A 12063-nucleotide genomic window follows, 5' to 3' on the forward strand; every position below is an offset into this window, starting at 1 on the left:
ATTAAAAAAAAAAATGATACTAAAATGTTATTTTTGTTACTAAATAAAATAAAAATCATGAAATTTCACACTCGAAAATGGGTTAAACCCGAAGATCTAAATCCAAACGGAACTTTATTTGGAGGACAATTACTGGCATGGATAGACGAAGAGTTGGCTTTGTATACAATTATTCAGTTAGAAAACTACAGAGTAGTAACCAAACATATGTCAGAGATTAATTTTAAAAGCTCAGCCAGACAAGGTGATATAGTCGAAATCGGAATAGACGTAGTTAGATTTGGAAACACCTCGTTGGTACTAAAATGCGAAGTAAGAAATATGATGACCAGAGAAACCATTATTACATTAGATAATATTACAATGGTTAATTTAGGAGAAGACGGAAAACCAAAAGCACACGGTAAAACAAAAATAGAATACGTAAAAGACCGTTTATAGTAGGTTGTGAAATGTGAGTTGTGAAATTTTCAGCACGCAGATTTTTATTCTCAACCTTGTCACCCTGACGAAGGAAGGGGCTCATAAAGTAACTCAAACTGTAAAATGTGAAACGTGAATTGTGAAATGTAAGCAGTAAAATGTGAATTGTAAACTGAGACTGCAAACTGCAACTGAACACTAAAAACAAAAAACCACATAAGCATTATCAACTTATATGGTTTAGAGTTCTTATTCTAGAGGACCTATTTTAGAGGGCAATTCAAATATTTCAAGGTCAAAATAGGCAACAGAAGCAATAATATGATCAAAAATATCAGCCATTATATATTCGTAATTAGCCCAACGTTTATCACTCGAAAAAGTATAGATTTCCAAAGGTACACCGTGAGCGGTCGATTGCAGCTGACGGCACATCATATGCATATCCTTATTTAAACCAGGATGGTTAAGCATGTATTGGATAATATATTTTCTAAACAAACCAAGGTTAGTCATATTGCGACCATTCAGAGAGAGAGATTTATCAATACCATGTACGTCATTATATTTTTCTATTTCGGCCTGACGAGATTCAATATAAGGAGTAATCAGTTGAATCTTTTTCATCATATTCAAATCCTCATTAGACAGAAAACGAATGGTACTCGTTTTAATCAAAATATGTCTTTTGATACGACGTCCATCTGATTTTTGCATACCACGCCAGTTCTGAAAAGAATCAGAACTCAAGGCATAGGTTGGAATAGTGGTGATTGTATTATCAAAATTTCGAACTTTTACAGTAGTAAGATTAATTTCGATAACATCCCCATCGGCACCAAATTTATCCATTGTAATCCAGTCACCAATACGAACCATATCGTTGATAGCAACCTGAACACTAGAAACAAAACCAAGAATAGTATCTCTAAAAATCAAGATAATAATTGCCGAAAGCGTTCCTAAGATTGTTAATAGTTCGCCTTGCCTGATTCCGAATAATTTAGAAATAATGATAACGATTCCAAATATCCAAAGTACCATCATTACAACCTGAATAAAACTATCGATAGGTTTATCGCTGTATTCTGGTTTTTGTTTTAAATAGTCTTTAAGAGAATTAAAAACAGTTTGAATAATCCATAGCGATAACAGTACAATATACACACCAACAATTTTCCCAAAGACCAATTCCCAATATTCATACTTTTCCAAAATTATTGGAACAGCTTTATAGATAAAGAAAAACGGAATTAAGTAAGCAGTGTATTTAGTCGTTTTATTATTAATTAAAAAATCATCAAACTTAGTTTTTGTTTTTTGGGCAAAAACGGCGGTAAGAGTTACTAAAAGAAATTTAGCTACATAATATATGGCATAAGCCATTATAATAAGTACAGCAATATTAATTATAAGACTGAGATAAGCAGCAATATTGCGGCTCATACCCCAGTCTCTAAAAAGAGGGTATAAAAAGTTAAATATTTTCTCCAAAAACTTAAGCATTTTTTAAGTATTTATACTCAACATAAAAAGTACCAAACGGAATCACAGAAGCAATTAAGATTAACATGAAGGTTTTAAAATCCCATTTTTGAGCGCTTTTCAATAAAATCGCCAGTAAAATGTACCCTATAAATAGTAAACCATGGCTCATTCCGATAGGGAATAATAAAGTTTTATATAAAGCTAGGTTGGTAGGCTTAATAAAAAGCATATTAGAAAATAAAACCAGATATGAAATTCCTTCTAAAATCGCTGTAATCTTAAAAATCTTGAGCATTTAATTATTTTTTTAAATTATTAACGGTAAAATTAATGATTCTGCTTCATTTTTAGGGCATCCAAAGAGAAAGTAATTTACTTTTACAATCTTAAACTTTGATAATGAGTAAACGCGATTTAAAAAAATATTTAAACGATCTTACTAAAGAGCAATTAGAAGAGCAGATAATCGAATTATACGAGAAATTTAGCCCAGTAAAAGTGTACTATGATTTTGTGTTTAATCCAAAAGAAGAAACACTGTTGCAGGAATGTAAGTTAAAAATTTCGCATGAATATTTTCCCGTTAGGGCAAAAGCGACAAGACGACGTGTAAAACCAAAAATGCGTCGTTCAGTAGCTCAAAAATACATCAAACACTTTATACTTTTAGGAGTAGATCCGTTTGTAATCGCCGATGTTATGCTTTATAATATCGAAATTGCACAAACATATTCATCAGAAAATCCGATAAAGCAAGAACTTTTTTACAAAAGCATGTTCAATTCATTCGAGCAAGCAGTAAATTTTATAATTTCAAACGGAATTTTAGCCGAATTTAAGTCCAGAATAAATCAAATTTATGAGGAAACGGCTACCCAAAAATGGAAAAACGAGTCTGATTTTGAAGTAATTTTGGATAAATTGACATTTTAGATCCCGCTCTATAATTAAATAATTGAGAACTTTTCCTTTTATTTTAAGATAAAAAAGACAAGATAACTGTTTTTTAGGTGTATTTTTGCAAAAACCAATAAAAAACAATGTCTCAAAACACTTTAGAAATAGAAAGAGAAGAAAAAAAAGAACTTTACGCATACCAAAAAGGCGATATTGACGCCATTTTTGATCGTTTAGATAATGGTTCGGCGCAACATCATTTGTTGTATCAATTGCCTACTGGTGGAGGGAAAACAGTCGTTTTCTCAGAAATCGTGCGTCGTTACTTGTCTCAACATGAGAAAAAAGTAGTAGTTTTAACACACAGAATTGAACTTTGTAAGCAAACTTCAAAAATGTTGAAAGGTTTTGGTGTTAAAAACAAGATTATCAATAGCAAGGTAAAAGAACTATTGGACCAAAATGAGTATTCATGCTTCGTGGCCATGGTTGAAACATTAAAAAACCGTATTAATGACGAAAAATTACATTTAGATAATATTGGTTTAGTAATTATCGATGAGGCGCATTACAACTCATTCCGAAAATTATTAAGCTCATTCAAAAATGCATTTATATTAGGAGTAACAGCAACACCGCTAAGCTCAAATATCAAATTGCCAATGCACGAAAGTTACGATGAACTAATTGTAGGAGACACAATAGGTTCGTTAATCGAGCAAGGGTTTTTGGCAAGAGCAACTACATATAGTTATGATGTAGGGTTAACATCTCTAAAAGTAGGTATCAATGGAGATTATACCGTAAAATCTTCAGATGATTTATATACCAATACCATCATGCAAGAAAAATTATTGCATGCTTATACAGAGAAATCACTAGGAAAGAAAACCTTGATTTTTAATAACGGTATACATACTTCATTATATGTATATGAAACCTTTAGAGAAGCAGGTTACGATATTCGCCACCTTGACAATACAAGTAGTAACGAAGAAAGAAAAGATATTCTACAATGGTTTAAGAAAACTCCAGATGCAATTTTAACATCAGTAGGAATCTTAACAACAGGTTTTGATGAGCCAACAGTAGAAACCATTATATTAAATAGAGCAACCAAGTCATTGACATTATATTATCAAATGATTGGGCGTGGTTCTCGAAAATTACCTAATAAAGATGAGTTTACAGTTATCGATTTAGGAAACAATGCAGCACGTTTCGGATTATGGAGTGAGCCAGTAAACTGGCAGCATATCTTTAAATCACCAGAGTTTTATTTGGAGAATTTAAGAGACGATACCGAAATCGAATTGTATTTCAAATACAGCATGCCACCAGAATTACGCGCAAAATTCAGCAAAACTGCCGATGTAAGTTTTGATGTCGATGAAGAACATAAAATTGCAATAGCACAAAATTTACGTTCAAAAGTAGTTTTGGATAAATCATTAGAGCAACACGCAGCAATGTGTGTAGATAATTCAGAAACGCTACAAGAAGCCAAAGCATTAGGAAAAGAGCTAGAGGATGACATCGATTGTCGTATCAAGCGATATTCAAAATGTTTAAGTCAATGTAGTAAGAATTACCGCGAATGGCTTATAGATGATTATAAATTGAAGTTAGTATTATTAACCGGTAAAAAATACCGTGAAAAAATAATGAACGAACCAGATTGATTCTAAAATAAGAATAAAAGTTTTTAGGAGCTATCCCGATAATTATCGGGACCTGCTGTACGCTAAATCTTTTATTTTTTAAAGAAAAAAATAAAAGGATACCGCTGCCATCAGGGCTAGAGTTCCGTTTACATAAGAACTATTATTTTTAATAGTTTACATTAAGAGGAACGAGGAATCTCCATAAGTGCAAAATTGATTAATTGATTCGGCATGTGGAGATTCTTCTTTCATCAAAAAAAAGAAAGTAATAACTGTTTAATCTAAATAATGGGCTAAAAACAACCATTAAGAGATCAAGCAAAATAATGCTTTCGTAATCTTGTCATTTCGAAGAACGAGAAATCGCAATTGAGGAAGACAAGATTGGAATAAAAATCATTTTAATCTGAGTAATCAGTGGCTAAAAAATAACCACCTGAGAGATTAAAGTACAGTTAGAAATTTTTAAATCTTTAAATTTTTCAATTTTAAAAAAATAAAATAATGTCAAAACAATTTTCAGATTTAGGAATTTCAGCACCAATACTAAAAGCACTAACCGAATTAAATATTGTTACACCAACCGAAATTCAGCAGAAAACCATTCCGCTAATCTTGGCAAATAACAGTGATGTAGTAGGTTTAGCAAAAACAGGAACAGGAAAAACAGCAGCATTTGGATTGCCATTACTGCAGTTAATAAATCCAGAGTTACCTACAGTACAAGCAGTAATTCTAGTTCCAACCAGAGAATTAGGACATCAGATATTTAAAAATTTAGAAGATTTCTCAAAATACCAGCCACAAGTTTCTATAGCAGCTACTTGCGGGGGAATCCCGATAAAGCCACAAATAGAGCGACTTACGCAACCAACTCATATCGTGGTTGCAACGCCAGGGCGATTAATCGATTTAATTCAGCGAAAAGCAATCAATCTAAAAGAGACACAATATCTTATTTTGGATGAAGCCGATGAAATGGTTTCAATCTTAAAAGAAAGTCTAGATGAAATCGTAGCCGAATTACCTAAAAAACATACTACATTCTTATTCTCAGCAACATTGCCGGGGACAATCAAGCAATTGATCCAGAACTACCTATCCAAAAATGTAGTTCAGGTAAGTGCAAATATGGAAACCGTAGGAAATCAAGGAATTGACCACGAATACATAGTAGTTGATCCAATTGAAAAACTAGATGTTTTAATGCATTTTTTGAATTCAAGAGATGGAGAACGCGGAATTATTTTTTGTAAAACAAAAGCAGCAGTAAACAAGCTGGCTAAAAACTTAGCAATAAACCGTTTTTCATCAGGAGCATTGCACGGTAGTTTGTCACAAGGAATAAGAGACCGAATCATGGAGCAATTTCGTGAAGGACACATCAATATATTAGTTGCTACGGATTTAGCAGCTAGGGGAATAGATGTCAAAGAAATTTCTTACGTTGTGAATTACCATTTACCAGATGCTTACGAAGCTTATGTACACCGTAGTGGTAGAACAGCTAGAGCAGGAGCAAAGGGATTATCACTTACAGTTTTGCAACCAGAAGAGGTTGTTGAAATAGCAGATTTTGAAAAAGAATTAGGAATTAAATTCACAGAATTTAAAAAACCATCAGTTGCAAGTCTAGAAGAAAACAATACACTTTTGTGGGCAAAACAAATCTTCAAAACAAAACCAAATCACGACGTTTCAACAGAATTAAAAACAAAAGTAAAAACAGTTTTTCATCATTTAACTAAAGACGAATTGATAGAAAAGTTGTTGGCAAATTATATCTTGCAAAATAAACCAGAGGTAGTTGAAAAACCTGTTAAAAAATTCAAAAAGTAAGTATTGTTACGTTTGTAGCTGCTGATATATGTTGTACTTTTATAAGGTATTTTTTTATAAAACCTATTTAATAGAAAGCATATATGAAGATAGTAATCATAGGAGGTGGTTTTGCAGGAATAAATCTAGCAAAAGAGCTTGTAAACCAGCCTCAAATACAAGTAACACTTGTAGATAAAAACAACTATAATTTTTTTCCACCACTTATATATCAGGTTGCGACTGCATTTTTAGAACCTTCAAGTATCAGTTATCCTTTTAGGAAATTTTTTGCAGGCAAAAAAAACCTAAGCTTTAGATTGGGAGAATTAGAACAAGTAGTTCCGGCCGAAAATAAAGTAATTCTTAGTAACGGAGAATTAACATACGATTATTTAGTATTTGCAACAGGAGCAGAGACTAGTTATTTTGGAATGGAGAACGTAATGAAAAACGCCATTCCGATGAAAACGCTTAATGATGCCATTGTAATGCGTAATACGTTGCTTAAAAACCTTGAGAAAGCAGCAATTTGCAAAGATATACGTAAACGCCGTAAATTATTAACCATTGTTGTTGCAGGAGGAGGGCCAACAGGAGTAGAGGTTTCGGGAATGTTTGCCGAAATGCGTAAAAACATTCTATTAAAAGAATATCCAGAACTCGATACCTCGGCAAGTAATGTTTATTTAGTCGATGGGGGAGATGCATTATTGGCTCCAATGAGTAAAGCTTCACAACAAGACACACTCAAAGCGCTTACAGATCTAGGCGTTGTGGTAAAACTCAACAACCGAGTAACAGATTATGTAGATGATATCGTGTATTTTTCAAATGGAGAAACAATTCACACCAAAAATTTAATTTGGGCAGCGGGAGTTTCGGCAAAAGCTTTTGATGGTATTCCGATGGAGAGTTACGGACGTGGAAAACGAATGGCAACCGATGCACATAATAAAGTAAACGGATTGGAAAATATTTATGCTATTGGTGATACATCAATCATGGATACAGACCCAGCATTTCCAAACGGACATCCACAAGTGGCACAAGTAGCCATTCAACAAGGATTAAATCTAGCAAAAAACTTTAAGGCAATTGTACAAAACAAACCCTTAAAACCTTTTAAATATGTAGACAAAGGATCAATGGCGATTATAGGTAAAAATAAAGCCGTTGTTGATTTACCAAAACCAAAATGGCATTTCAAAGGATTCTTGGCTTGGGTAATTTGGTTATTTATACACCTTATATCACTTATTACATACCGTAATCGTTTAAGTACTTTTTACAACTGGATGGTAGCTTATTTTGCAAAAGACCAATCGCTACGTATGATTATCAGACCAGATAAAAAACAAGCAATCAATTAAAAATACGCTTACAATTAATAAAAAAGGTTTTTCTTTAAATTTTAAAGAAAAACCTTTTTTGCATATGCAGTTTATAGTCTCAGTATTCAGTCTCAGTACTCAGCCGCAACTTACAGCTTACATTTCACATTTCACCATTTCTACTTTTAACCAAAATAAACCTTTGAGCCTCTGAGCCTTTGCAACTTTGAACCTTTTTCAATCACAGTTTCCACTTTTAACTAAAATAAACCTTGCGTCCCTTGCGTAGACCTTTGCATACTTTGCGGTTAATATCCATTTCACGTTTCACAACTCACATTTCACAGTTTGTAGATTGAGTTACTTTATGAGACCCTTCCTTCGTCAGGGTGACAAGATTGAGAATAAAAAACCTGTGTGCTGAAAAGTTTGCAGTTTGCAGTCACAGTACTATAAAAGAGTAATCTAAGTAAAACCTTTGAGCCTTTGCAACTTTGAACCTTTTTTAATCTTAGCACCTCAGTACCTCAGATCCTTTAATGAAGCACTACAGTTTCATCATCGTTAGAAATAGCAACTTTTTCTTTTATAAAACGCTTACCAATATTCAAAATAATAAAAGCAGTAATAGTAGTCGTTGTCATAATAGCAACCATTGGAACAATAGAGCTTTTTACAAAAACACCAACTGCAAACGAAGCGATTGCACCTAAACCAAGCTGAATTGCACCCATTAACGCCGATGCACTTCCAGCATTTTTAGCAAAAGGAGCCATTGTAAGACCAGCAGTATTAGGATTTGAAATTCCTAGACAAGCCAAGTAAATGAATAACATGCCGATTGTTTCGTATAAACCAAGGAAGTTGTTTATAGCCAAAATCAAAAAGACAATACTAATTACAGATTGAGTAATCAATGCACCAAAAATCATTTGTTCGCTAGAAAATTTTCTTAATAAAAACGAATTCAACTGACTAGCACCAATAAAACTCAAAGACATAAAGGCAAAAATCCAACCATAAATTTTAGCATCAACCTTAAAAATATCCATGAAAACGATAGGAGAGGACGCTACATAAGTAAATAAACCAGAAAAAGACACTGCACCTGTAAAGGCATAAGTAAAGAATTGAGGTTCTTTTACAACTCTAAGGAAGTTAGTAATTATAGGTCTTGGTTTTAGAGAAATAGAGGTATCAGGTTTATGTGTGTTGGGTAAGCCAACTTGAGAAGCAATTAAAATCACAATTCCCATACACATTAATATAAAGAAAACAGTATGCCATCCATAATCAGAAGTTACATAACCACCAATAGTTGGAGCAAGCATTGGTGAAAGACCAACAACAAGCATAAGCATAGAGAAAACTTTAGGAATATCCTTTACAGGAAAAAGATCACGAACCATTGCCACAGAAGCTACAGTTGCAGCACAGCTACCAACAGCTTGTAAAAAACGCAAACCAATAAAAGTATCAATATCAGTAACAAAAACACATCCTAAAGAAGCCAAAATATAAACCATCAATCCAACGAATAAGGGTTTTTTTCGACCAAATCGATCCAATAAAGGTCCGTAAAGTAGTTGTCCAGCCGAAATACCTATAAAATAACTAGATAAACTCATAGAAACTTTTGCAACAGTGGTGTTTAAATCTTTAGCAATTCCAGAAAAACCAGGAAGATACATATCGATAGAAAACGGTCCAAGAGCAGTTAAAGAGCCTAAAATAAGGATTAATTGGAGGTATTTTTTTGTAGTCATTTATTTAAAAAATAATATTTTTATTTCCATGCAAAGATAAATATTTCGTACCTTGTTGATTCATTAAAAAATGTTTTAATGAAAAACCCATTTTTTTAACAGAGTTAGCTCTGTAAAGGGCTATAATTATTAATTTAAAATTATCAATTATGAAAAGATGTGCCTTATTATTACTTTTAGTTACTACAGTTTCTTTTTCTCAAACAATTACTTCCAAAATTGAACCAGTAAGTGTTGAACAGTATGAATTTCTTGAAAAAGTAAATAAATATTATCCTGATATTCCTCTTACTAAACAAATTACAAATTTTTATGCAGATGATAAAGTCATCGATTCAAAACAAGAATTTGATTTAAGAGGGACGGCGTTCTCAGCATACAGCTTAGCAATTGGTCCTTATAACAAAACAATCAAATTTGATTATACGACAAAAACTGACGGAAGAACTCATGGTGAGATTGCCCTTTTTAAAGGAGACGTTTATAAAACGGCATATTATGATGATAAAAATAAATTTGAAGTTTTTGTAAACGGAAAATCGGTTTACCTAAAGAAACATTAAAGTTATATAAGTCAAATAAAAACCATCTTAGCAATAAGATGGTTTTTTTATGTTTTTAAAATTGTTCTATCTTATTTTTAAACAGCATTGTTTAAGAATATTTAAATCTTAAATTCGCATAGTGTGCATATTAATTGAGTATACAAAACATTAGAACTTGAAATTAGAATAAAAAAGCATGAACATATTTACTCGAAATAAAAATTTGATGACTAGCTTAAAAGAAATAAACTTTAAGTTGGAAAAAGATATTCAAAATCTTTTTGAAGGAAATTTAGATAAAATTACAAATTTGAAACTAATTAAGTCTGAGTTCACTATAAAAAGTAATCGTATAGATACTTTGGCATTCGACGAAGAAAGTAAAGCATTTGTAATTATTGAGTATAAAAGGAACCAGAATTATAGTGTTATTGACCAAGGAGTATCATATTTGAACCTGATGTTGGAATATAGAGCTGACTTTATTGTAGAATATAACGAGACACAGAAAGGAAATTTAAAACGATCAGATGTTGACTGGTCACAATCCAGAATTGTTTTTGTTTCGCCTTCATTTACTGATTTTCAAAAGCAATCATCTAATTTTAAAGATTTAGCTATCGAGCTTTGGGAAATAAAGCAATTTGAGAATGATATTGTTATTATCAATCCGATAAAAAAATCTAAATCAGCACCTAGTATAAAACTAGTACAACAAAATGAGGGGTCTGACATAAGTAAAGTTATCAAAGAGATAGTAGTATATACGGAAGATAGTCATTTAAATGGTAAAAGCGATGAAATGTTAGAGCTGTACGATTCTTATAAAAATGCAATCTTAGCTTTATCTCCAGATATAGAAATTGTACCGAAAAAGAAGTATATCGCTTTTAAGTTAAAGAGCAATATAGTTGATGTTAATGTACAGCAGAATAAAATGATTTTTTGGATTAATATGAAAAAAGGAACATTAGATGATCCTAAGAAAATAACAATTGATGCTTCTGTAAAAGGGCATCATGGTAATGGAGATTATGAATTAAAAGTTAGTGATACAAAGAATTTGGAATACATTATGAGCTTAATAAAACAAGCTTTGTAATTTGATCTAAAAAATATTTGTTTTTACACGAATATGCTGTTGACACAGTATTTATAAAGTTGATATTTCTGTAGTTTAAAAAAAAGTAAAAACTTTTTCAATTATGCAAAACATTAATGAAGCATACAGCGAATATTGACATAAAAAAAAACGTTTTATTGAACTTATTTATTGTTAAGTAATAAGATGGTTTTTTTATTTGTTCTAATTTTTAGAATTGCTTTGAGTTCCGAATAGCTTATTTTACAATATTGTGTATCAATTTTTTTACTATATTTGATAAATAAATGTAATTAAAAATTATCAAATATGATAGCAGAAATTATTGCTTTTAAAAAGATAGCAGAAGAACTAGATGAATTAATTACTAATTCACCGTTCAAAAAGAATTATATCATAGAGCAGGTAGGACTTTCTGTACCGACATTTTATAGAAAATTAAAAGCACAAACTTTTACAGCGGATGAAATGATGTCAATAGCAAAAATAATCTCTCCAGAAGAATACTATAGAATGGAATTAATGTCTGAGCTTGAGGAAGCTAGAAATGATTATAAAAATGGGAAAACGATTCCGCATAGCGAAATGATAGAGAGAATAAAAAATAAAAAGAAATAAGATTATATTTCAAAGTTTATCTTTTTTTGTCTGTTATCATGAAAATACATTAACGTAATTTTTCCTTTGTAAATAGTATAAAACAAAGAGATTTGTTTTACAATTAGAATGATACTACACTTAAAATCATTGTTATAGCGACCTAAATATGGGTTTTTTGATATCAAATCAATTACTCTCAGTACTTCAGAATCAAATTTAGTAGCTACTTCTAAATTCCAATTTTCTAATAGATACTCACAATTTTGTAAATATGTCTTTTCGGCTTTTAGAGTCCAAACGACTTCCATATGATCTTTATTTTTTAATGTAAATATATGTGTTTATTTGAATAAAATGTAAGAATATTTTTATTTTAACTTGTTCGTAAAAAAATATTAGATTAATAATTACTGAGGATTATCTAGA

The 12063-nt window shown here is 31.5% G+C and carries 12 protein-coding genes; 8 read left to right on the forward strand and 4 right to left on the reverse strand.

The features are described from left to right. The first annotated feature begins 57 nt into the window (after window positions 1-57). The gene (locus tag LNQ49_RS00065) at window positions 58-441 is read left to right on the forward strand and encodes an acyl-CoA thioesterase (protein WP_229986756.1); all 384 of its coding nucleotides are present in this window, start codon (window positions 58-60) and stop codon (window positions 439-441) included. Between the two features lie 231 nt (window positions 442-672). Here the strand turns inward: LNQ49_RS00065 and LNQ49_RS00070 are convergent, their stop codons facing one another. Next, window positions 673-1929, reverse strand: a complete 1257-nt coding sequence (locus LNQ49_RS00070; protein WP_229986757.1) for a mechanosensitive ion channel family protein — start codon at window positions 1927-1929, stop codon at window positions 673-675. Continuing rightward, complete coding sequence (locus tag LNQ49_RS00075) at window positions 1922-2206, reverse strand: DUF3817 domain-containing protein (RefSeq protein ID WP_229986758.1); 285 nt, start codon at window positions 2204-2206, stop codon at window positions 1922-1924. Before LNQ49_RS00075 ends, LNQ49_RS00070 begins: the two co-directional genes overlap by 8 nt. Before the next feature lie 104 nt (window positions 2207-2310). Here LNQ49_RS00075 and LNQ49_RS00080 point away from each other — a divergent pair, with 104 nt between their 5' ends. The 4 genes from LNQ49_RS00080 to LNQ49_RS00095 all read left to right on the forward strand — a co-directional run bounded on the left by LNQ49_RS00080 (window position 2311) and on the right by LNQ49_RS00095 (window position 7663). Further along, window positions 2311-2844, forward strand: a complete 534-nt coding sequence (locus LNQ49_RS00080) for a DUF6155 family protein (RefSeq protein ID WP_229986759.1) — start codon at window positions 2311-2313, stop codon at window positions 2842-2844. Window positions 2845-2951: 107 nt separating this feature from the next. Then, window positions 2952-4490 carry a DEAD/DEAH box helicase gene (locus LNQ49_RS00085; protein ID WP_229986760.1) on the forward strand — a complete coding sequence of 513 codons (1539 nt, stop codon included), beginning with the start codon at window positions 2952-2954 and terminating at the stop codon, window positions 4488-4490. 486 nt (window positions 4491-4976) lie between these two features. Further along, the gene (locus LNQ49_RS00090) at window positions 4977-6311 is read left to right on the forward strand and encodes a DEAD/DEAH box helicase (protein ID WP_229986761.1); all 1335 of its coding nucleotides are present in this window, start codon (window positions 4977-4979) and stop codon (window positions 6309-6311) included. An 83-nt stretch (window positions 6312-6394) separates the two neighbouring features. Further along, window positions 6395-7663 (forward strand): NAD(P)/FAD-dependent oxidoreductase, encoded by a 1269-nt coding sequence (locus LNQ49_RS00095; protein ID WP_229986762.1) that lies wholly within the window; start codon window positions 6395-6397, stop codon window positions 7661-7663. A 497-nt stretch (window positions 7664-8160) separates the two neighbouring features. Here the strand turns inward: LNQ49_RS00095 and LNQ49_RS00100 are convergent, their stop codons facing one another. Further along, window positions 8161-9390, reverse strand: a complete 1230-nt coding sequence (locus LNQ49_RS00100) for a multidrug effflux MFS transporter (protein WP_229986763.1) — start codon at window positions 9388-9390, stop codon at window positions 8161-8163. Between the two features lie 149 nt (window positions 9391-9539). On the opposite strand from LNQ49_RS00100, the gene LNQ49_RS00105 reads away from it, so the two are divergent. The 3 genes from LNQ49_RS00105 (at window position 9540) to LNQ49_RS00115 (ending at window position 11655) form a co-directional block, all read left to right on the forward strand. Continuing rightward, complete coding sequence (locus tag LNQ49_RS00105; RefSeq protein ID WP_229986764.1) at window positions 9540-9953, forward strand: hypothetical protein; 414 nt, start codon at window positions 9540-9542, stop codon at window positions 9951-9953. Between the two features lie 178 nt (window positions 9954-10131). After that, window positions 10132-11037: a DUF5655 domain-containing protein gene (locus LNQ49_RS00110; RefSeq protein ID WP_229986765.1), complete on the forward strand. Its 906-nt coding sequence runs from the start codon at window positions 10132-10134 to the stop codon at window positions 11035-11037. 309 nt (window positions 11038-11346) lie between these two features. After that, window positions 11347-11655 (forward strand): hypothetical protein, encoded by a 309-nt coding sequence (locus LNQ49_RS00115; RefSeq protein WP_229986766.1) that lies wholly within the window; start codon window positions 11347-11349, stop codon window positions 11653-11655. A 2-nt stretch (window positions 11656-11657) separates the two neighbouring features. Here LNQ49_RS00115 and LNQ49_RS00120 read toward each other — a convergent pair whose 3' ends face one another. Next, on the reverse strand, window positions 11658-11945 hold the full coding sequence (locus tag LNQ49_RS00120) for a type II toxin-antitoxin system RelE/ParE family toxin (RefSeq protein WP_229986767.1): 288 nt from the start codon (window positions 11943-11945) through the stop codon (window positions 11658-11660). Window positions 11946-12063: the final 118 nt, after the last annotated feature.

The sequence above is a fragment of the Flavobacterium pisciphilum genome (genome assembly GCF_020905345.1).
GTDB lineage: Bacteria > Bacteroidota > Bacteroidia > Flavobacteriales > Flavobacteriaceae > Flavobacterium > Flavobacterium pisciphilum.

Bases quoted from the DNA above. Each gene is read 5' to 3' on its own strand.
- LNQ49_RS00120 (WP_229986767.1), bottom strand. From the start codon at position 11,945: ATGGAAGTCGTTTGGACTCTAAAAGCCGAAAAGACATATTTACAAAAT.
- LNQ49_RS00075 (WP_229986758.1), bottom strand. From the start codon at position 2,206: ATGCTCAAGATTTTTAAGATTACAGCGATTTTAGAAGGAATTTCATAT.
- LNQ49_RS00105 (WP_229986764.1), top strand. From the start codon at position 9,540: ATGAAAAGATGTGCCTTATTATTACTTTTAGTTACTACAGTTTCTTTT.
- LNQ49_RS00115 (WP_229986766.1), top strand. From the start codon at position 11,347: ATGATAGCAGAAATTATTGCTTTTAAAAAGATAGCAGAAGAACTAGAT.
- LNQ49_RS00100 (WP_229986763.1), bottom strand. From the start codon at position 9,390: ATGACTACAAAAAAATACCTCCAATTAATCCTTATTTTAGGCTCTTTA.
- LNQ49_RS00070 (WP_229986757.1), bottom strand. From the start codon at position 1,929: ATGCTTAAGTTTTTGGAGAAAATATTTAACTTTTTATACCCTCTTTTT.
- LNQ49_RS00085 (WP_229986760.1), top strand. From the start codon at position 2,952: ATGTCTCAAAACACTTTAGAAATAGAAAGAGAAGAAAAAAAAGAACTT.
- LNQ49_RS00065 (WP_229986756.1), top strand. From the start codon at position 58: ATGAAATTTCACACTCGAAAATGGGTTAAACCCGAAGATCTAAATCCA.
- LNQ49_RS00080 (WP_229986759.1), top strand. From the start codon at position 2,311: ATGAGTAAACGCGATTTAAAAAAATATTTAAACGATCTTACTAAAGAG.
- LNQ49_RS00090 (WP_229986761.1), top strand. From the start codon at position 4,977: ATGTCAAAACAATTTTCAGATTTAGGAATTTCAGCACCAATACTAAAA.
- LNQ49_RS00110 (WP_229986765.1), top strand. From the start codon at position 10,132: ATGAACATATTTACTCGAAATAAAAATTTGATGACTAGCTTAAAAGAA.
- LNQ49_RS00095 (WP_229986762.1), top strand. From the start codon at position 6,395: ATGAAGATAGTAATCATAGGAGGTGGTTTTGCAGGAATAAATCTAGCA.